Here is a 20,493-nt window from a genome sequence, read left to right on the forward strand (position 1 = left end):
TGCAGGATGGCAGGGAAAGAACAGTCGCATATCCGCTTTCTCATCGTGTTGATGCTTTTCACCGCAAGCTGCTGCAGCTACGGTGATCGCGTTGTTCTCTCTATCGTGGGAGTCGACATCTCGCATCAGCTTGGTCTCAATCCACTGAAGCTCGGGTATCTCTTCTCCGGCTTCAGTTGGGCCTATGTCGTTGCGCAGTTGCCGGCGGGCGGCCTGCTGGACCGTTATGGATCCAAGCGCGTCTACGGCATCAGCATCGTCGCCTGGTCGATCCTGGCGCTGATTGCGGGCTTCATCGGGTTTCTTCCGGCCGCGATGGGATTTGGACTGCTGTTCGCGATACGTCTGCTCTCCGGTCTGGCACAGTCGCCTGTCTTTCCTGGGAACGGACGCATCGTCGCGGCATGGTTTCCTACCGCGGAGCGCGGCCGCGCTTCCGCCATCTTCAATTCATCGCAGTATTTTGCCCTGGTGATCTTTGGGCCGGTGATGGGCTGGCTGGTGCAGCACTACGGCTGGAAAGCCTGCTTCTGGCTGGGAGGCATCGTCAGTTTGCTGCTCAGTGTCGTCTGGTTCCGCGTCATTCATAGCGTGAAGTCGCATCCTCATATCTCCGATGCAGAGATCAGCTACATCGAGGAGGGAGGCGGTCTCGCAAACATGGACCAGAACCTCAGGAAGGGTGCGAATCCGAACCAGTTAACCTGGTCGGCTGTGCGCATGCTTTTGAGCAACCGGATGCTGGTGGGTATCTATATCGGTCAGTACTGCATTACCACGCTGACCTGGTTCTTCCTGACCTGGTTCCCGGTCTATCTCAACCAGGCTCGGCACATCGCGATTGCGAAGGCCGGGTTGCTGGCTGCGGTGCCGGCGCTGTGCGGATCCATCGGCGGCGTCTTCGGTGGTATTGTTTCCGATCATCTGTTGAAGAACGGCAACTCGCTATCGGTGGCGCGCAAGGTGCCGATTGTCGCTGGCATGGCTCTTTCGATGACCATGATCGGTTGCAACTATGTTTCGGGCCAGATGGCAGTCATTCTGCTGATGTCGCTGGCCTTCTTCGGTAAGGGCTTCGGGGCCCTCGGCTGGACGGTCATCTCAGATGTTTCACCGCGCAACATGATCGGCATCAACGGTGGTCTGTTCAATCTGATTGGGAACATCGCCGGCATTACGACACCGATCATCATCGGCTGGATCGTGCAGCGGACGGGATCGTTCAACCTGGCGCTGGTGTTTGTCGGGGTTACGGCACTGGCCGCTATCGTTGCCTACCTTCCGTTGGTGGGCAGAATTCATCGTGTGGAGTTTGGCAGTAAGGAGCAGACGAAGGAGCAGCCAGCATAATGTCGAGTCCGAAGATTGCAACTATGCGCGCTATTCCGGTCGCCGGACAGGACAGTATGCTGTTGAACCTGAGCGGAGCTCACGCGCCGTACTTTACCCGCAACCTGCTGGTCCTCACAGACACCGACGGCAAGACTGGTGTGGGAGAAGTTCCGGGTGGAGAGAAGATCCGGTCGGTTCTGGAACAGGCCGCGCCGCTGGTAATCGGGCGTCCTGTCGCTCACTACCAGAGCGTATTGCAGCAAGTACAGTCGGTGTTTGCCGAACTGGATCAAGAAGGCCGCGGTCTGCAGACCTTCGATCTCCGCACTACCGTTCACGCGGTCACGGGGATTGAGGCCGCCATGCTGGACCTGCTGGGTCAGTTTGTCGGCCTGCCGGTAGCGGCGTTGCTCGGTGAAGGGCAGCAGCGAGAGAAAGTTGAAGCGCTGGGTTACCTGTTCTTCATCGGTGACCGCAAGCGCAGCGATGCCGGATACCGCGCCGAAGAGAATGCCGATGATGCGTGGTTCCGCCTGCGCAACGAAGAAGCACTGACTCCGGAGTCAATCGTGCGACTGGCCGAGGCGGCTCATGCACGCTATGGCTTCAACGACTTCAAGCTGAAGGGTGGGGTGCTTGCGGGTGCGGCAGAGATGGAAGCGATCGAGGCGTTGGCCGCGCGTTTCCCCAAGGCTCGCATCACGCTTGATCCGAACGGCGCATGGTCACTGGACGAAGCGGTGCGGCTGTGCACCGGCAAGCACGGCGTGTTGGCGTATGCGGAAGATCCCTGTGGTGCGGAGAAGGGCTTCTCTGGCCGCGAGATCATGGCGGAGTTTCGTACCGCCACCGGCCTACCCACGGCCACCAATATGATCGCCACCGACTGGCGGCAGCTGCGGCATGCGGCGCAGCTCAAGTCTGTGGATATCCCACTGGCTGACCCTCACTTCTGGACGATGCAGGGATCGGTGCGTGTAGCGCAGTTCTGCCGCGACTGGGATCTGACCTGGGGTTCGCACTCGAACAATCACTTCGATGTCTCGCTGGCGATGTTCACCCACGTAGCCGCCGCGGCTCCGGGACGCGTCACCGCGATCGATACTCATTGGATCTGGCAGGATGGCCAGCGGCTGACCCAGGACCCCTTCCGCATTGTGAATGGAGAAATAAAAGTGCCGTCGACACCAGGCCTGGGTGTCGCTCTGGACTGGGAGAAGGTGGACGCCGCACACGAGACTTACAACAGCCTGGGACTGGGTGGACGTGACGACGCCCTGGGGATGCAGTGCCTGATGCCCGGCTGGACCTTCGACCCGAAACTCCCCTGCATGCTGCCTCGCGTGGCACGATAGAAGAGACGGGAGAACTGAATGCAGATTACAGGCGAGATTCTGATCGGCGGAAAAGCGGTTGCAGGCAAGGGCGAGGCCTTTACGGGCTGGAACCCATCAACGGGCCAGGCTTTGGAGCCGACTTTTTACGGCGCGACTACAGAACAGGTGGACGAAGCCTGCGCGTTTGCAGCAGAGGCCTTCGATGCATTCCGCGGCACCACGCTGGAAGAGCGCGCAAAGTTTCTCGAGGCCGTTGCGCAGGCGATCCTCGATCTGGGCGATGAGCTGATCGAGCGCACCATGGCTGAGAGCGGTCTGCCGCGTCCCCGGATTGAAGGCGAGCGCGGCCGGACGGTCGGCCAGTTACGTCTCTTCGCGCAGGTGGTGCGGCAGGGACTATGGCTTTCCCCGGTTCTGGACTCAGCGCTGCCGGATCGTACGCCGCTTCCGCGGCCCGACCTGCGGTTGCGCAAGATTCCGATCGGCCCGGTCGTGGTCTTTGGCGCGAGTAACTTCCCGCTGGCGTTTTCCGTAGCCGGTGGCGATACGGCATCGGCCTTCGCGGCCGGTTGCCCTGTCGTTGCCAAGGCGCATCCATCGCATCCTGGCACGTCGGAGCTGGTCGGCCGCGCGATTCAAAAGGCCGTTGCCGCCAGCAATCTGCCTGCAGGCGTCTTCGCGATGGTTGGGGGGCGGGACAACGGCGTCGGTGGCGCCCTGGCATCGCATCCTGCCATCGCTGCCATTGCCTTTACCGGCAGCCGCGCTGGGGGCCTGGCGCTCGCTGGCATTGCCGCGAAGCGGCCGGTGCCGGTCCCTGTGTATGCCGAGATGAGCAGCGTCAACCCGGTCTTTCTGCTGCCCGGCGCGCTGCAGGGTGATGTAGCTGCGCTTGCTCAGGGCTTTGCAGACTCCGCCACTCTGGGCACGGGACAGTTCTGCACCCAGCCTGGCCTGGTCCTGGGCTTGGCCGGACCGGAGTTCGACGGCTTTGCCCAGGTTGCGGCTGAGAAGATGTGTGCCAAGACCGCAACGACGATGTTGAACAAGGGAATCCACGATGCTTATGAAAAGGGCGTGAAGACAGTAGAAGCACATGCTTCCGTGCAGACAGTAGCTCGAGGTCAGGCGGGAAGCGCAGCGTGGGGCGGTGTGCCGGCGCTCTTCCAGACCAAGGCTAGTGAGATTCTGAAGGACCGCCATCTCTCGGAAGAGGTCTTCGGCCCGTCGTCCATTCTGATCGCGTGCGAGAACAAGGAAGAGATGCTGGCGATTGCCGCATCGCTCGAAGGGCAGCTTACGGCGACATTGCATATGACGGCAGCGGATACGGAGCTGGCGCGGGAGCTTGTCCCGGTTCTTGAGAAGAAGGCCGGCCGCATCCTGGTGAATGGATTCCCCACCGGTGTTGAGGTCTCCCATGCCATGGTGCATGGCGGACCGTTCCCGGCGACCAGCAACGATCACTACACCTCAGTAGGCGCCACAGCGATCGATCGTTTCCTTCGCCCGGTCTGCTACCAGAACTTCCCGGCGGCGCTTCTGCCGGCGGAACTGGACGATGCCAACTCGCTCGGCCTGTGGCGACTGCGCGATGGCAAGGTGGAACAGAGATGAGCTCAGAAAACGAACCGCGGTATATCCAGGTTCATCCTCAGGACAACGTCGCCATCATTGTGAATCCTGGAGGTCTGCCCGCTGGAACAGAGTTTCCCTCCGGGCTTGTCCTGCAAGAGGCAGTCCCCGAGGCGCACAAGGTTGCCCTGGTAGCGCTTCAACCTGGTGATGCTGTGATTCGCTACGGTTCGGTGATCGGTTATACCGCGCGTGCAATTCCGCAGGGTGGATGGGTGGCCGAGGATGCATTGACCTCGCCACCTCCTCCGGCACTCGATGCCTTGCCACTAGCGACCGAGACACCTGCCGCACTTCCTCCGCTTGAGGGCTATACCTTCCAGGGCTACCGGAATCCCGACGGCACTGTCGGTACGCGCAACATCCTGGGCATCAGCACGACGGTGCAGTGCGTCGCGGGCACGGTGGATTATGCTGTTCGCCGCATCAAACAGGAGCTTTTGCCGAAGTATCCGAACGTCGATGATGTCATCGCAATCACGCACAACTACGGCTGTGGTGTCGCCATCAATGCGCCCGGTGCTGAGATTCCTATCCGCACACTGCGGAACCTGAGCTTGAACCCTAATCTCGGCGGAGCGCCGATGGTGGTCAGCCTCGGCTGCGAGAAGATGCAGCCCTCACAGATGTTGCCTGTCAGCACGCTGCCTGTTCTGAGCGAAGAACCCTACGTGGTTCGCCTGCAGGACGAAGAGCACTACGGCTTTGAAGAGATGGTCTCAGCCCTGATGGAGATGGCCGAAAAGCGTCTGGAGCGTCTGAATCAGCGTAAGCGCGTTACCTGTCCAGCCTCTGATCTAGTTGTTGGTCTTCAGTGCGGAGGAAGCGATGCCTTCTCCGGCGTTACCGCGAATCCCGCCGTAGGCTTTGCTGCAGACCTTCTGGTCCGTGCCGGTGCTACGGTGATGTTCTCTGAGGTGACGGAGGTGCGTGATGCCGTCCACCTGCTGACAGCCCGTGCAGCGAACGAGCAGGTGGCTCGGGACCTGGTGCGCGAGATGGCCTGGTACGACGAGTATCTCGCGCACGATAACGTCGACCGCAGCGCGAATCCTTCGCCCGGCAACAAGAAGGGCGGCCTGGCCAACATCGTAGAGAAGGCTTTGGGCTCTGTCGCGAAGGCCGGCACAAGTCCGCTTGCTGCTGTTACTGGTCCTGGTGAGCGCGTCACGACGAAGGGCCTGGTCTTCGCCGCGACACCCGCGAGCGATTTCATCTGCGGCACCTTGCAGCTTGCCGCCGCGATGAACATGCATGTCTTTACCACCGGCCGCGGAACACCGTATGGTCTTGCGATGGCGCCCGTCATCAAGGTAGCCACACGCAGCTCACTTGCAAAGCGGTGGTTCGACCTCATCGATGTGGATGCCGGAAAGATCGCTACCGGTGAAGCAACCATTGAAGATATCGGTTGGGAGATCTTTCGGCTTATCCTTAAGGTCGCGAGCGGTGAGCAGCAGACATGGGCGGACCGTTGGGGTCTGCACAACGAATACGCCCTCTTCAATCCGGGGCCCGTCACCTAAGCAGCACCGCCACGCAGATCGCGAGGAACGATGCAGCAGCACACGACTGAGCTTCCGACGACGAACCGTCACCTTATCCGTTGGGTAGAGAAGATGGCGGATCTATGCCAGCCGTCGTCGATTCACTGGGTAGATGGCTCGCAGGAAGAGTACGACCGGTTGTGCGAACAACTGGTGGTTGCCGGAACCTTTCAACGTCTCGATCCGAAGTTGTGGCCCGGCTGCTTCTACGCCCGCTCCAGCCCGAGCGACGTCGCGCGCGTCGAAGACCGTACCTTCATCTGTTCGCTGTCGAAAGACAATGCCGGTCCGACCAACAACTGGGAAGACCCATTCGCGATGCGCAAGAAGCTGAAGAGCCTGTTCCGCGGATCGATGAAGGGAAGAACCATGTACGTTCTCCCGTTCTCGATGGGACCGATCGGATCACCGTTCTCGCAGATCGGTGTGCAGTTGACTGACTCGCCTTATGTCGTGGTGAACATGCGCATCATGGCGCGGATCGGTAAGGTCGTCTTCGCCGAGATCGATAAGGACACCCGCCGTGTTGTGCCCTGCATGCACACCGTTGGAGCGCCACTGGCGCCCGGGGAACAGGATGTTCCCTGGCCGCAGAACGAGACCAAGTACATCGTGCACTTCCCGGAGACGCGCGAGATCTGGAGCTACGGCTCGGGATATGGGGGTAACGCGCTGCTGGGCAAGAAGTGTTTTGCTCTCAGGATCGCTTCCAACATCGCCCGCGACGAGGGCTGGATGGCCGAGCACATGCTCATCCTGGGTGTGGAATCGCCGCAGGGAGAGAAGACCTATGTCGCTGCTGCTTTCCCGTCAGCCTGCGGCAAGACCAACTTCGCCATGATGATTCCGCCCAAGGGCTTCGAGGGCTGGAAGGTGTGGACGGTGGGCGACGACATCGCCTGGATCAAGCCGGACGCGACCGGGCATCTGCGAGCCATCAACCCGGAGGCGGGCTTCTTCGGCGTGGCTCCCGGCACCAGCGCCAAGACCAACCCGAATGCGATGGCGGCGCTGAGCAAAAACAGCATCTTCACCAACGTTGCGTTGGTAACGAAGAACGGTGCGCCAACGGGCGATATCTGGTGGGAGGGCATGACGGACGAGCCGCCTGCGGAGGCGTTGGACTGGCAGGGCAGACCCTGGACCCCGGCCTCAACGACGCCGGCAGCACATCCGAACGGGCGCTTTACGGCGCCGGCATCGCAGTGTCCGTCGATCGATCCGGCATGGGAAGACCCGGAGGGCGTTCCTATCTCGGCGCTGATCTTCGGTGGACGCAGAGCGACGACGATGCCTCTGGTCTATCAGGCCTTCAACTGGTCCAGCGGTGTTTATACCGGAGCGACGATGGGCTCGGAGATGACAGCCGCCGCAGCGGGCAAGCTGGGTGCGGTACGCCGCGATCCGATGGCGATGCTTCCGTTCTGCGGCTATCACATGGGCGACTACTTCCGTCACTGGCTGAAGATGCAACGAAAACTGAAGCGCACGCCGCGTATCTTCCATGTGAACTGGTTCCGCAAAGATGGGGAAGGGAAGTTCCTGTGGCCGGGCTACAGCCAGAACATGCGCGTGCTGAAGTGGATCGTCGATCGGGCTACGGGCAAAGTGGGCAGCGACGAGACACCGATCGGATGGACGCCGCGCTATGAGGACATGCACTGGAAGGGGCTGAAGTTCACCCGCGAGCAGTTCCTGGAACTGCAGCACGTCGATCATGCCGCCTGGAGAAAAGAGGTGATGGACCATGAGGAACTCTTCCTCCTGCTCCACGCTCACTTGCCACCAGAGATGATCTACGAACGAGAACTGCTCATCTGCAGACTCTAGTGTCCTGAGTCTGAAGTTCTTGTCGTAAATGTTGTCATCCTGAACGTTCGGGGTTCCCAGCGAACTTGTTCGCTGGGGTGATTCGTGAAGGACCTGCTTTTCAACGCTTCGGATGGCAACAGCTCTTCATGATTTATGTCACGAACTTTAGATTTCGGATTCTAGGACATACCCTGGCTATTCAGCCGGCGGATTGTGATCCATGCGGAAACGATAGGTCAGACCGACGTAAACCAGCGTTTCGGGAAGTCCCTTGCTGTTGTCTTTGAGCAGCTGGCCAGGGAAGAGGTGGCTTATGCCCAGATTAGCTACGACCGACTCGTGGTAAACGTACTTGGCTGAGAGATCGAGAGAGTTTCCGAGATTGGTATTGGCAAAGCCGGTGGTAGGAGCCTTGACGAGAACAGATCCGGCGCTGTTGTAAAGACTATCCATCTTCGTGGTCAGGGTCTGATGGCTTGCCTGGAAGAGCAACGTAAGGTTGGTTGTTGGACGCAGATCGAGATTGAGCCTGCGCTGCTTGATGTTCTGGAACCCGAACAGGTCCATCAATTGAAAGGCGTTGTGATTGCTGGGATAAAGCTGGTCGTAGGTGCTGATGCGGTTGAGGTTGCGATGAGGGTTGCCGGTGGCGTAATCGTACTCGACACCTGCCCGAGGCTGTAAAGGCAGCTTCGCGGCGCTGTAGTAAACCTTCGCAAAGCCCGCACCCGCATGGATCGTATTGTTGGAGAAGCTGCCGCGCTGCAGGTTTCCCATCGCCTGGTAGTTGAAGTGCGCAGGCAGAGCGCCTTCGACCTCGGTGCCGAAGGTGGTCTCCAACTCACTGCCGGCGATCTTTTGCTGGCTGGTTACGGAGCGCATGGCTTTGATATAGACAAAAGGCTGCACGTTGGCATTGGGAACGATCGAACGCAGGGAAGCATAGGCTCCATGGAAGTTCAGACCGGCGCCATGCGTGTCCAGGGACGTGGGATGCACCGCAACCACAGAGCTGGTGAATAGATCCAGGTGGTTCCTGCGTCCTCCCATACTCAGGCGGAAAGCATCGAAGGTACGGCTGTTATTGGCCCAGTCGCTGATACCGATAAGGCGCTCGCTGCCGAACTTCAGCTCCTGTCGCCCGGCGATGAGCTGAAGATAACGATGGTGCAACTCAAGATAGCCCTGACGCAGATCGAACCCATCGCGCATGTTACTGGCAACCAGCCCGGCGGGCTGACCAAGAGCATGGGTGTCATGGAACTGCATATAAACCGACATGAAGCTTGTCGGGCGAATCGTCATACCGCCACGCACACGCGTCAGGCTGTAAATGCGTTGACCTTTGGTGTAGTTGTAGGCCGTTTGAAGTTCACCGCGGTCCCGCACTTCCATGTCAAAGGAGAGCCAGCGTGGCAGGGGATCAACCTTGATAGGCTGAACCTTGCCCTTCTTCTGCGGATAATCGGCATAGACCGGCGTCGAAGCGATCTTCCTGGCAGGTGCTTTTTTATCTTTAGGCGCGGGCTGTGCCTGGACGGACGGAACAACCATGCCTGCAGAAACCGCAGCGGCTAAGAAGAGTCGGGATAGACGGACAGTCATAGGGTTACTCGCAAAGGAAGCAGGAATTTCTTTATTTCTTATCGTTCGTTTGGATGGTCCCAGCCGGTGGAGACGCGGACAACATCTTCTCCAACCATGAAGATCCCGCTGAAGTTGTCGTGAGCCAATTCCGGACGGTCGGCCTGTATATCGCCGACGACTGGCATAGACAGCAGTGCGTCGGTCTTGCCCCGCAGTGCCTTTACCTTACCGGCGATGATGTTCACGATCTCTCCGATGGCGTCATTTCTCATCTCGACGTCATCGACTTCGCTGGGATCGTCGAAACCGAGCATGGTAGCGCTCAGGCGATCGGCTGTTGCCTGGCTCAACTCCAGGCGGATCATGCCCGATGGCGTTCCGTTGAAATCAACAACGGCATGTAACTCTACTGGGAAGCTCTCGCAGCCAGTCTGCGACATCTGTACCTCACAGCCTGTAAGTGCACTCAGCGCATCCTGAATTGTGTTTGATACGTTCATGAAAACGTCCTCCTAAATTTGGCCCTAGTAGACTCCCAGCACGGAGACGAGGCCGCAGTCCTTTCCAGAGATAACAACTTTGTAGTTAATGGCTGATCCAGACTTCTTCAGGAGTTCTGAAGCCGGGTGAAGGATCTTCATCTTATTCGTGGTCATCATGCGAAGCAGCACACGCTCGCCACCGCTGAGGCACGTTGAGCAGATATTCAATGCCTCATAGATGGGATCGCGCACGCTGTCTTCCATGGGCTCAACCTGCGCTCGCTCGAGCGCGATATTTGCCGGCATTCCAATCAGTAGCCCGGCAATCGCCGCAATAAAGGGAAGATCTGCCTGGACGATGATGGGCCGCCCCGCCGGTAACGTCTCGTAAACGCCATAGACTTTTTTTGCCTCAACCGCAGGCAGGGTCCTTGCTTCCGAGAAGTTGACGGGGCGGTCCACCAGGTCGGTGAATAGGTGGGAAAGCGCAAATGCAGTGGGTCCAGACATAGCTACTTGCTCATATGCGGCGCAAGAGCCGCGTCGATATTTTCCGGGGTAAAGGGTTTGGTGATGAAAAAGCTGGCGCCTTCTTTCATCGCGGTCTCGCGGATGTCTTCCGAAGATTCCGAGGTGATAAAGCCGAAGGGCACCTGGCAATTTTGACCACGAACCCGTTTCAACAGATCGATGCCAAGCATTTCCGGCATATTCCAGTCCGAAAGAACAAGTTTCGGCTGTTCAGCCTGCACCATGCTGAGCGCCTCGGCGCCGTTGCCGGCCTCGCCGATCTGCAGATTTTCGTAGCCGGCCTGGCGTAGCGCTCGTTTAACCAGCTGGCGCATTGTCTTGCTGTCGTCTACCAAGAGGATGTCCATATTTCGCTCGCTTGTAGTCGCGGGATGCGACTGGTGACCTTATCGGCGGTCGCTTCCGAAAGATGAGGGCATATAAGCGAAGTTTCGCCCAAAAGGTCGGCTCATGTTGGCCACTGCCGGGTCGATAAGAAGGGTGAATGATGTTGAAACACTTTTGGGCGGTACCGTGACATTGACAAGCAGATCTCTCATGACCGTAGGCATCAGCGATTGCGCCGTGACTGCTGATCCGCAGGGTGTGCTGGCGACACATGCTCTTGGTTCATGCATCGCAGTGGTAATCCATGACCCGGTTGCAGGGGTAGCGGGTCTGCTGCACTTCATGCTCCCGGACTCTTCAACCGATCCGGAACGAGCCCGGAGCAAGCCATTTATGTTTGCGGACAGTGGTATTCCCGCCTTCTTCCGCATGTCCTATGAGCTTGGAGCATTGAAGCAGCGGCTTAAGGTTTCGCTGATCGGCGGTGCCCAGGTTCTCGGTTCGAACGATGTATTTCAGATTGGGAAACGAAATCATGTAGCCGCGCGCAAGATCCTGTGGAAGGCCGGCGTCATGGTGCACCATGAAGAGGTTGGCGGCGATGAGCCAAGAACGGTCCACATGGATGCGAGCTCAGGAAGAGTAGTGATCTCGCACGGTGGTAAGGAACGTGAATTAGTGCCTGCAGCAGAGGAAAGGAAGCGCAACGTATGACACGGAATGTATTGATCGTCGATGATTCCCCGGCGATGCGTAAGGTGATCCGGAAAGTGCTCATGCTCTCGAACTTCGAGACACAGGAGTGCTTCGAGGCCAACGATGGCCTGGAAGCATTGGATATCCTGCGCATCGAGGCGGTAGACGTAGTCCTGACGGACATCAACATGCCGCGTATGACTGGGGAAGAACTATTGGAACAGATGTCGCAGGATGACATTCTGTCGCAACTGCCGGTGATGGTGATCTCCACCGACCGCAGTGAGGAACGCGTACGGCGCATGAATGCGCTGGGCGCCAAAGGATATGTCACCAAACCCTTTGCTCCGGAGACGCTTGGAGTAGCGTTGAACGAGCTATTCGTGGAGGCTTAACAATGTCAGTCGAACAGATATCGGCAACTCTTCAAACAGCGATGACCGAAGTGCTGGAGTCGATGTGCTTTATCCTGCCGGGAGAGCCGGTCGATATGGCAGCCTTTGCGGGTGAACCCTGGATGGAACATACCCTCACCTTCCACGGTCCGGAGGAGGGCCGCTTTGGAATCCGCGCGCCGCGGCCGGTGGCGGTTCGTATCGCCTCCGATTTCCTTGGAGAGGATCCCGTTGATCTGAGCGAGCAGCAGGTGGGCGAAGTCATGAACGAGCTGGCCAACATGGTATGCGGCAACGTGCTCGGACACTGCTATCACGATCACGCTTTTGCCCTGACATCGCCAACAGTGATGAATCCCATCTCGCAGGAGCAGGGAGCCCAGTTCGATTGGGAAGAGGGTGTGCTTGTCGCGTGGGTAAAGACCTACTAGATCTCTGTACGAATCGGAAAAGCCCTCTCGGAAGAGAGGGCTTTTGTTTTTTTGCTGCATCGATTCTATTTCAGGGTGTGCTGGAAGTCAGCGAAGGGCTAAGCACCGTGAAGAACCGATGGATAGACTGATCCATACCGGTGTGGCCGGAAGACGTAAGACCCGCAAGCAGAGCCGCATGCGACGCCGGAAGCGGAGCATGTAGCTGTACAGAGTTGAGTTGATGGCAGGTATCGCAACCGGTCGGCGCGCTCTTCTGGGTGTGGCACGAGATGCAGCCGCCCATCGAGAGATCCTTTTCGCGCGTAATGGCTTCGCGTTCGGCCACTGGACCATGGCAGTCCGCACACTGGGCTCCGGCGGTGGTGTGCGTGTCGTGGCTGAAGTTGACGAACGACGGCACCCGATACACGCGGACCCACTGCAATAGCTGATTGTTTTGCGCCGCTTCCGCAATGCGTTTGATGTCGGGTTTGTCAGTGGCGATAGAGGCATGGCACAACATGCACTTGGAGGCCTGCGGCATGGCTACCGTCACTCCATTGCGCGCTGGGGCATGACAGGTATCGCAGGCCATCTTGCCGTCTCCGGCGTGCTTCTTATGGCTGAAGGCGACAGGCTGTGTCGGCGCCGGCGCAGGATTCGTGATGGTAGGTGCGCCGGAGGAGGCTACGGTTCCCGGCCCGGGGGCGGTGGAGGGCTTGGCGCCCGAGGGTACGTCCTGGGCGCGAACAACAGAGGCCGTACACAGAAGAGCTGCGATCAGCAGGAAACGACGCATGTTAGATGTTCCCCTTTCGCATCTCTTCAGCCAGGTATTCAGAAGCGCGCATCGCGAGGGCGCACATGGTGATAGTGGGGTTCTGCCATCCGGCGGAGACGAAGACACTCGCATCTGTGATGAACAGGTTCTTGACGTCGTGGCTCTGGTTCCACTTGTTCACCACGCTGGTCTTGGGATTGTCGCCCATACGCGCGGTGCCCTGTTCGTGAATCGAGTAGCCGGGCGGGTTGAACTCATAGTTGCGGACCAGTACTTCAAAACCGGCAGCTTCGGCCATGGCCGCGGTAGTGTCGACCATATCCTTCGCCATGTTGATCTCATTGTCGCCGTATTTAGTGCTGATGGTGAGCGTCGGCATGCCCCATGCATCCACAACCTGCTTGTTCAACGAGACATGGTTTTCGTAGTGGCCAAGAGTTTCACCCATGATATTGGTGATGAAGCCGCTGCCGTAATACTCGTCCAGCTTCTTCTCCAGGGTGCTGCCGTATTCTGTGAACCAGCGCGCGTCCATGGGGCCGGTGCTGCTGGAGACGTTGACGGCGTAGCCGCGCAGGTAACCCGGAGTCTTTGTCTCAAGGTTGCGGAAACGCGGAATCAGCGCACCGCCGCCAGTAACACCTCGTTTACCTTTACCTCCACGAGCCTCGGGCACGGAAGCTGCGATGCCGGCGCCATAGATCTGGTCGCAGAGATGGTGGCCCAGCACACCACTGGAGTTAGCGATCTCGGAGATCATGAGCAGACGCGTCGTCTCCAGAGTTCCTGCTGCCACAATGACGACACGCGCCTTGAGGGTCATCTCGCGATAGGAATGGCGGTCGATGAAGATCACGCCGTCAGCCAGGCCGGTGTGCTTATCAACGGTGATCTTCCGCACGATGGAATTAGGAATCGTGGTGAGCTTCCCGGTAGCCACAGCATCCGGGATAAGCAGGTTGATAGATGCCGCCAGACCGCCAGTGCCGAGCGCCGAACGGGGCTTGGTTACGGGCACGCCCATCTTCTTGCCGGCATCGACGAAGCGCTGCATGGCGTTTGACCACGGAACGTTGTCTTCAATGAAGTTGCCGTCAGGATATTGCGGCAGACCGTCCGTGTGGCCCTGCACGCGGAAGATTCCTTCAACCCGCGAGTAGAACGACTCGAGGTCCTTGTAGGAGATCGGCCAGTTTTCGCCAAAGCCATCGTGGTCTTTGCACTTGAACTCGTAGTCGCTCAGACGGAAGGACTGGCGGCCCCAGAAGGGCGAACGTCCGCCCACGCTGCGGATACGAACCCAGTTGTACTGCTGGCCGGCGGGGTAGTTGTACGGGATGACCTTCTCGTCGACCCACTGGTTGGCGCTGAACTCACTTGCCTGAAAGATGTGTGGGTGACGGCCCGGCGCATCCAGACCGCGAAACGGGAGCTGATTTGCGGGCTTCAGGGTGCGGTCACGCTCGAAGTTGAGCATTGGACCCGCATCCAGCATGGTGCAGGAGATGCCCTTCTCCGTGAGGATCTTTGCAGCCATGCCGCCGGTATGTCCCGACCCAATGATCAGGACGTCAACTTTCTTCTCTGCCATAACGAATGCTCTATGCCTTCCGGGGTAACAAAACCTGATTAGCTATGTGCCTGCTTCGTGAGGGGGGCGGCTGCCTTCGGTGCACCGTGGCTTACCCACTTCTCCATGCCGGGATCGATCGGAGCCCAGTAGAGGCCAACTCCCGGCGTACGCTCTCCGGAGGCCTCCGCAGCCGTAGCCCAGGCCGGCGAATTCATCGTGACGGTGCGAATGTCGCGATGAGCCAAAGCAATAAAGCGCTCGTGCTTCTCCCGGGGCGGGTGGTCGTTGATCCAAGCCTTCAGGAAGGGACGAATGATGGCGTCGGCCTGCTTTGCATCTGTCTTGGCGAAGGCGACGTTGAACTTCTTCATGGAGTCGGCATTCAGCCGATCCAGGCCGTCGTTGTACATCGCCTGTCGGTCCGCCGGCGAACCACCGATATGGAAATCCAGGAACTGCGGTGTATCCGCCTGCAGAGCGGTGGGATATCCCTCTCCGCCGGGCATCAGGATCTCGCACAGGTGCACCAGTGTGGCATAGCGCACGGCGGTGAAGTAGTGCGTGTCGGTGCTGGCGACCACATCCGGCAGGGTTACAGGGATGTTCGGCGAACGAAATGCCGCCATCTGCTGCATCCGGGTCTGGGCCGGGGCACTGGATGCCGCATTGGGTGAGACCGCCATCGTGCCCTGATCCACGGTGCTGGTGGACGGTACAGGAGTAGTTGCCTGTGGTGGCTTTTGCTGGCCGAGCGCTGCCCCGGTAGCCGTTGCCGCGGCCAGCCCCTTAACAAAATCACGCCTCTTCATGAGAGGAACTTTATTTGCCACAAAGATGACCGTCAAGGTTACCCAGTCGATCGCTTAACTACGGCAGTGATTTCAACAGGATGGCTTTACCGGTTCGTAGCGATTCGGAGCGCGCCCACCGCAAGGAAATCAAGGAATTATCGCGGTTGGCGGAGACCGTTAGAGCCCTGGCTGTCACCACTTTTTCACCTTGTAACGCGGCGATAAATTTCCGGATGCCGACGGTCGATACGGCAAATGTCCTACGTGATTTGCGTTCGCGTTACAGATGCAAGAACGATGCCCTTCCGGGGAAGGGCATCGTTCTTGAGCAGTTGGCGATAGGAGCTAACGACCGATGGCGGCAGCTTTCCTGACGAAGGGCTGTGATATCTGTCTCAGAATCTCGCCGGCAATTTTCTCAAGCGGCAGTGTCATCGCCGCCGCACCGATGCGGGCGGCTTCCTTCGGCATACCGTAGACAATGCTGGTGTTTTCATCCTGGGCGATCGTGACAGACCCTGTCTGCCGCATCTGCAGCATGCCTCGAGCTCCGTCAGTTCCCATGCCGGTAAGCAGTACACCCAATGCCGGACCACCCACGAGTTGGGCGACCGACGCGAACAGGACATCGACAGACGGACGGCTGAAGCATACCTGGGGGCCTCCGGCAACGCGTACCTTCAATCCGGCACTCGTGTGCTGCAGCGTCATGTGAAAGTCTCCTGGCGCGATCAGGATCAGCCCCGGATGGACATCGTCTCCATCCTTTGCCTCTCTGACTTCCATGGCGCAGGATTTATTCAGCCGCTCTGCAAAATGTGTTGTGAAACCTGCCGGCATGTGTTGCGTGATGAGGACCGGCGGCATGTCCGCGGGGAACTGACTCACGATCTTCGCGACCGTTTGGGGACCTCCCGTCGAGGATCCGATAGCGATGATCCGACGCGAGGCAAAGCCGGGGAGGGCTCCGGACGGAAGCGGCGGGACAAATGACGAGATCGGTTGTGCCACTGGTTGCGCGATTGCTGGCGCTGGTGCCGGCGGTGCCGATACTTCTGCGATGACTGCCGCTGATGGCTTGAACGCACGCGGATTCGCCTGCGCGCAGGCGCGAATCTTATCCGCAAGTGAGTTCGCGAGGTCGCCGACGGAGTAGGGGCCATTCGGCTTCGCAAGGACCTCGACTGCTCCCAGGCGGAAGGCTTCCATGGTTGCCGCGGCGGAAGCCTGTCCCAGCGAACTGATCATGATGACAGGCATAGGCTTGTAATCCATCAGCTTCTTCAGGAAGGTGAGGCCGTCCATTCTCGGCATTTCGATGTCGAGAGTCAGAACGTCGGGGTTCAAGGCGAGGATCTTTTCGCGGGCAACATACGGGTCCGGAGCTGTGCCTACTACTTCAATCCCAGGGGCATTGCGCAACGCGTCGGAAAGAATCTTGCGTACGGTTGCTGAGTCGTCCACGATGAGGACGCGAATCGGAGAGGATGTCTTCATCGATGACCTACCGGGATCTCAACGAGCCAGGCTTCTTGTAGACAGCAGGCTGTACATATTCGAATCTGTGCTTCAGGTTGTTCAGGCTTTCGGCATGTCCGACGAAGAAGTATCCGCCGGGCTCGAGATGCTCATAGAAGCGGTTGACGAGTTCCTGTTGCGTCGGAATGTCGAAGTAGATCATGGCATTCCGGCAGAGGATCAGAGGATAGCTCTCGACAAACGACTCAAACTGCCTGATGAGGTTCAGTCGGCGGAAGGAGATCGCTTCGCGAATGAACTGCTTGACGCGATAGTTTCCGGCAGCCGGCCCTACGCCGCGTTGCAGATACTTGCGCAGCACCTCCATCGGAACCTGCTGGAAGCACTTCTCGTTGTAGGTCCCATCCTGCGCGCGCGCCAGCACTTTGGTTGAGATATCCGTGGCCAGGAGTTTTACGGTAGGCCCGGAATTGCCATAGTGTTCATGAGCCGCAAAGGCGAGCGAATAGGGTTCTTCTCCGGTGGCACAGGCTGCACTCCAGATCGTGTACTCGCTGCGGTTAGCGAGCGCTGGAAAGATAGTGCTGGAGAGGAACTCAAAGTGCTTTGGTTCGCGGAAGAAGTTGGTGTAATTCGTCGTCAGGTGATCGATCATCGTCACCAGAGCGTCGGACGACTTATCGTTGATCACGTACTCGTAGTACTCGGAGAAAGAGCCGATGTTCAGCGAGCGCATGATCTTGGTCAGGCGAGAGGCAACCAGACCTTCCTTGCCCTCTTCGATTGCCAAACCGCAATAGTCGTAGGCAAGTTTCCTGAAGCGATTAAAGTCCTTCTGTGAAAGCGTCAGGTTGCTGATGGTGGTGACTGTGCTCATGCTGCCTCCTCACCGGGTTCGTTCGGCATCTTGAAGATCTGGACAACATCGAGGATCAGGCCGATGCGGCCATCGCCCAGAATCGCGCATCCAGTCAGGCCGGTGCTATCGCTGAAGGTCTCGCCCAGGCTCTTGATTACAATCTCCTGACGCCCGAGGAGATCGTCCACGTGGAGACAGAACTGACGTCCTGCGCCCTCGCACACTACAACCAGGCCTTGGCAGATATCTTCAGATCGAGGCTTGATACCGAAGCGGCGATGCAGTCTGACGAGCGGGTAGAGGTTGCCGCGCATCAGGATCATCTCTTCCGTGCCCTGCACCCGGACCAGCATTTCCTGTGTCGGGCGCAGCATCTCGCGAACCGAGAAGACCGGAATGATGTAGCGGTGGTCGCCGACCACGATCACAAGGCCTTCGATGATAGCCAGCGTGAGCGGAAGATGGATGTAGAAGGTCGTGCCCTTACCGAGCTCAGACTCAATCTGGATCTGACCGCGAAGATTCTCCACATGTTTGCGGACGACATCCATGCCGACGCCACGGCCGGAGATATCTGTAATCTTTTCCGCTGTCGAGAAGCCTGGTGCGAAGATGAGCTGGAAGATCTCAGTTTCTGTCAGTTGTGTATCTTCGGTGACCAGGCCGCGTTCCAGAGCCTTGCGGAAGATCTTGTCCGGATTGAGGCCGCGCCCGTCATCGGAGATGGAGACGACGATCTTACCGGACTCGTGTTCCGCGGAAAGACGCAGTGTTGCAGTCGGATTCTTGCCGGCGGCCGTGCGCTCCTGCGGGGTCTCGATACCGTGATCGAGCGCATTCCGGATCATGTGCAGCAACGGATCAGAGAGCTCTTCCGCGATCGTCTTGTCGAGTTCCGTGCCTTCACCAGCGAGCAGCAATTCCACCTGTTTGCCGTGCCGGCGCGAGAGATCGCGAACCAGCTTGGCATTCTTCTGGAAGAGCGGGCCGATGGGCATCATGCGGATGTTCATGGCGCGCCGCTGGACCTCACCGGTAATGCGGGCAAGTTGCGCCAGGTCGCCGATAAGCCGAGCATCGCGGTTGCTGGCGAACATCGGATTGTGGCTCAGGATCGACTGTGCGATCACCATCTCGCCGACCATGTCCATAAGTTGGTCGAGCTTGGCGGTATCGATACGGATTGAGGCCGAGACGGGTTCGCTCTTGCTGACAGCAGCCTGAGGCGCAATTGCGGGGGCGGAATCGGGCTCTGCCTTTTTCTGTGCGGGCGCTGGGGCTGGAGTGGCTTCTGCTTTCGGTGCAACAGCAGCAGTGGCCTCTACCTTGGGTTCAGGAGCCGGCGTAGCGGCTTCCACCTCTAGTGCAGCAGGAACAGCAGGGGCAACAGGAGCAACCGGATTCTCTTCCTTGGCTACGGGAGTGGCTACAGACGCAGCAGCCGGTGTCTCTACCTTCGGTGCGGGGGCAGGTACTTCTTCCTTCACTGGAGCAGGTGCAGGTGTGGCTACCAGTGCAGCCTGTTCAACGGCCGCGGGTTCACCATCAAGTGCTCGTTGAGTGACGGTGGCAATGGTGCGCAGCAGGGCGCGGTTGTTCTTCGCCTTGCCGGGATCAGCTCCATTCAGGGCGCCATTGATACGGTTGACTTCGGCCTGCAGATACTCTGAGCTCTCCAGGACGAGATCGACGATCTCGACGCTGATCTGAACGCGGCTGTTGCGTGCATGATCCAGCAGCGTTTCAACCTCGTGAGCCACGCCCTGAACACCCTTCAGGCCAAGGAAACCCGCCAGGCCCTTGATGGTGTGGAAGGCACGGAAGACGGCATGGACCGCGGGCAACTGGGACGGATCACGCTCCAGCGCCAGGATCTGTTCTTCGATGGCGGCCAGATGCTCCTGCGATTCGGTGACGAAGCCGGCAAGCATCTCAGGATCGTCGTCGAAGGCGACTTCATCCTCTTCCATCGGTTCTTCTTCCACGGCAACAGCGGTCGCGGTCTGCGCGGCAGCTGCCGCAGGTGCGGGCGCCGGCGCCTGGACGACCGGTTCTGCTTCACCGCGCATCAGACGCTGGAACGCGGTGAAGGGCTCGTCGGCGACCATCTTGCCCTTTGAGCGGTCATTGGCCAGTGCGTTCGCGCGTTTTGCGATCTCTGCAAACGCAGGATCTTTTTGTGCGAGCGCCGCCAATTGGATAAGGCGCTGTTCGGTCAGAGAACCTGGTCCATCGACCATCCAGAGCGTTGCCAGCTCGTCGAGCCGCGCAGCAAGCTGGTCGGCAACCGGTGCAGTATTTTTCGTGGCACTCATGCGTCTAATACCTGAAAGAGGGGCTGTAGTGTCTTGCTTAGTTGATTTCCTGCGAGGCTTCGATATAGAAGACCTTGTCGGTGTCGAGCAGCAGCTTTACTTTTCCGCGTACCTTCGCCATGCCAAGCAGATAGGGAACTGAGGCTCCATTGCCGAAGTCCGGGCTGGGTTCGATGTCCTCTTCTGAGATGGACAGCACTTCGCTCACTCCGTCAGCTACGGCGCCAATCAGCCGTTCGCCCATCGATGTGGCCAGCCGAACGACCACGATGCAGGTATGGGGCGTGTACTGACGCTGAGGAAGATTGAAGCGAGCCGACAGATCAAGTACCGGAATCACCTGGCCGCGCAGGTTGATGACGCCTTTGACGTAGACCGCGGTCTTGGGAACGGCGGTGATCTCCTGCATCTGGATAATCTCCTTGATGTTCAGGACCTGAATGCCAAACTCCTCGTCGCCGAGCGAGAAGATAAGGTGTTTGCGTGATGTATCCGCCACCTGCTTCGCCTGGTTGTTGTTCTTGATTGCCATGTATTACTCCTGAGATAGATCCAGATAGTTGATGTATCGGCGGAAAGTGGCTCAGGGATGAGCCACTCT

19 protein-coding genes are annotated in these 20,493 nt (G+C 58.7%); 8 read left to right on the forward strand and 11 right to left on the reverse strand.

Annotated elements, in window-relative coordinates; translation table 11 throughout:
- Nucleotides 1–6 precede the first annotated feature (6 nt).
- From FTW19_RS10020 to FTW19_RS10040, 5 genes are read left to right on the forward strand one after another with little or no spacing between them, the layout of a single operon-like run.
- A complete protein-coding gene (locus FTW19_RS10020; RefSeq protein ID WP_147647491.1) occupies nucleotides 7–1,350 on the forward strand; it encodes an MFS transporter in 1,344 nt (447 codons plus the stop codon).
- Entirely contained in the window at nucleotides 1,350–2,687 is a 1,338-nt protein-coding gene (locus FTW19_RS10025) for an enolase C-terminal domain-like protein (RefSeq protein ID WP_147647492.1), read from the forward strand. The genes FTW19_RS10020 and FTW19_RS10025 overlap by 1 nt, the downstream gene beginning before the upstream one ends.
- Before the next feature lie 18 nt (nucleotides 2,688–2,705).
- Nucleotides 2,706–4,286 carry an aldehyde dehydrogenase (NADP(+)) gene (locus tag FTW19_RS10030; RefSeq protein ID WP_147647493.1) on the forward strand — a complete coding sequence of 527 codons (1,581 nt, stop codon included), beginning with the start codon at nucleotides 2,706–2,708 and terminating at the stop codon, nucleotides 4,284–4,286.
- A complete protein-coding gene (garD, locus tag FTW19_RS10035) occupies nucleotides 4,283–5,830 on the forward strand; it encodes a galactarate dehydratase (RefSeq protein ID WP_147647494.1) in 1,548 nt (515 codons plus the stop codon). Before FTW19_RS10030 ends, garD begins: the two co-directional genes overlap by 4 nt.
- Before the next feature lie 30 nt (nucleotides 5,831–5,860).
- A complete protein-coding gene (locus FTW19_RS10040; RefSeq protein ID WP_147647495.1) occupies nucleotides 5,861–7,681 on the forward strand; it encodes a phosphoenolpyruvate carboxykinase (GTP) in 1,821 nt (606 codons plus the stop codon).
- Between the two features lie 177 nt (nucleotides 7,682–7,858).
- On the opposite strand, the gene FTW19_RS10045 is transcribed toward FTW19_RS10040, so the two are convergent.
- The 4 genes from FTW19_RS10045 to FTW19_RS10060 are packed head-to-tail and all read right to left on the reverse strand — an operon-like array spanning nucleotide 7,859 to nucleotide 10,610.
- Complete coding sequence (locus FTW19_RS10045) at nucleotides 7,859–9,268, reverse strand: alginate export family protein (protein WP_147647496.1); 1,410 nt, start codon at nucleotides 9,266–9,268, stop codon at nucleotides 7,859–7,861.
- Nucleotides 9,269–9,306: 38 nt separating this feature from the next.
- Nucleotides 9,307–9,750, reverse strand: coding sequence for a chemotaxis protein CheX (locus FTW19_RS10050; RefSeq protein ID WP_147647497.1), 444 nt, complete (start codon nucleotides 9,748–9,750; stop codon nucleotides 9,307–9,309).
- A gap of 24 nt (nucleotides 9,751–9,774) precedes the next feature.
- The gene (locus FTW19_RS10055; protein WP_147647498.1) at nucleotides 9,775–10,242 is read right to left on the reverse strand and encodes a hypothetical protein; all 468 of its coding nucleotides are present in this window, start codon (nucleotides 10,240–10,242) and stop codon (nucleotides 9,775–9,777) included.
- A 2-nt stretch (nucleotides 10,243–10,244) separates the two neighbouring features.
- On the reverse strand, nucleotides 10,245–10,610 hold the full coding sequence (locus FTW19_RS10060) for a response regulator (protein ID WP_147647499.1): 366 nt from the start codon (nucleotides 10,608–10,610) through the stop codon (nucleotides 10,245–10,247).
- A gap of 190 nt (nucleotides 10,611–10,800) precedes the next feature.
- Here FTW19_RS10060 and FTW19_RS10065 point away from each other — a divergent pair, with 190 nt between their 5' ends.
- Genes FTW19_RS10065 through FTW19_RS10075 form a run of 3 tightly spaced genes read left to right on the forward strand, consistent with a single transcriptional unit; the run spans nucleotide 10,801 to nucleotide 12,112 of the window.
- Entirely contained in the window at nucleotides 10,801–11,304 is a 504-nt protein-coding gene (locus tag FTW19_RS10065; RefSeq protein WP_147647500.1) for a chemotaxis protein CheD, read from the forward strand.
- A complete protein-coding gene (locus tag FTW19_RS10070; RefSeq protein WP_147647501.1) occupies nucleotides 11,301–11,681 on the forward strand; it encodes a response regulator in 381 nt (126 codons plus the stop codon). Before FTW19_RS10065 ends, FTW19_RS10070 begins: the two co-directional genes overlap by 4 nt.
- A 2-nt stretch (nucleotides 11,682–11,683) precedes the next feature.
- The gene (locus FTW19_RS10075) at nucleotides 11,684–12,112 is read left to right on the forward strand and encodes a chemotaxis protein CheX (RefSeq protein ID WP_147647502.1); all 429 of its coding nucleotides are present in this window, start codon (nucleotides 11,684–11,686) and stop codon (nucleotides 12,110–12,112) included.
- A 70-nt stretch (nucleotides 12,113–12,182) separates the two neighbouring features.
- On the opposite strand, the gene FTW19_RS10080 is transcribed toward FTW19_RS10075, so the two are convergent.
- The 7 genes from FTW19_RS10080 to FTW19_RS10110 all read right to left on the reverse strand — a co-directional run bounded on the left by FTW19_RS10080 (nucleotide 12,183) and on the right by FTW19_RS10110 (nucleotide 20,424).
- Nucleotides 12,183–12,893: a cytochrome c3 family protein gene (locus tag FTW19_RS10080; protein ID WP_187143404.1), complete on the reverse strand. Its 711-nt coding sequence runs from the start codon at nucleotides 12,891–12,893 to the stop codon at nucleotides 12,183–12,185.
- Nucleotide 12,894: 1 nt separating this feature from the next.
- On the reverse strand, nucleotides 12,895–14,466 hold the full coding sequence (locus FTW19_RS10085) for a GMC oxidoreductase (protein WP_147647504.1): 1,572 nt from the start codon (nucleotides 14,464–14,466) through the stop codon (nucleotides 12,895–12,897).
- Nucleotides 14,467–14,504: 38 nt separating this feature from the next.
- Nucleotides 14,505–15,257, reverse strand: a complete 753-nt coding sequence (locus tag FTW19_RS10090; RefSeq protein WP_147647505.1) for a gluconate 2-dehydrogenase subunit 3 family protein — start codon at nucleotides 15,255–15,257, stop codon at nucleotides 14,505–14,507.
- 327 nt (nucleotides 15,258–15,584) lie between these two features.
- Nucleotides 15,585–16,736: a protein-glutamate methylesterase/protein-glutamine glutaminase gene (locus FTW19_RS10095; protein WP_147647506.1), complete on the reverse strand. Its 1,152-nt coding sequence runs from the start codon at nucleotides 16,734–16,736 to the stop codon at nucleotides 15,585–15,587.
- Between the two features lie 7 nt (nucleotides 16,737–16,743).
- Nucleotides 16,744–17,595, reverse strand: a complete 852-nt coding sequence (locus FTW19_RS10100; protein ID WP_147647507.1) for a CheR family methyltransferase — start codon at nucleotides 17,593–17,595, stop codon at nucleotides 16,744–16,746.
- Entirely contained in the window at nucleotides 17,592–19,892 is a 2,301-nt protein-coding gene (locus tag FTW19_RS10105; RefSeq protein WP_246153664.1) for a chemotaxis protein CheA, read from the reverse strand. Before FTW19_RS10105 ends, FTW19_RS10100 begins: the two co-directional genes overlap by 4 nt.
- 37 nt (nucleotides 19,893–19,929) lie before the next feature.
- Nucleotides 19,930–20,424: a chemotaxis protein CheW gene (locus FTW19_RS10110; protein ID WP_147647508.1), complete on the reverse strand. Its 495-nt coding sequence runs from the start codon at nucleotides 20,422–20,424 to the stop codon at nucleotides 19,930–19,932.
- Between the last annotated feature and the right edge of the window lie 69 nt (nucleotides 20,425–20,493).

Source organism: Terriglobus albidus (assembly GCF_008000815.1).
GTDB lineage: Bacteria > Acidobacteriota > Terriglobia > Terriglobales > Acidobacteriaceae > Terriglobus > Terriglobus albidus_A.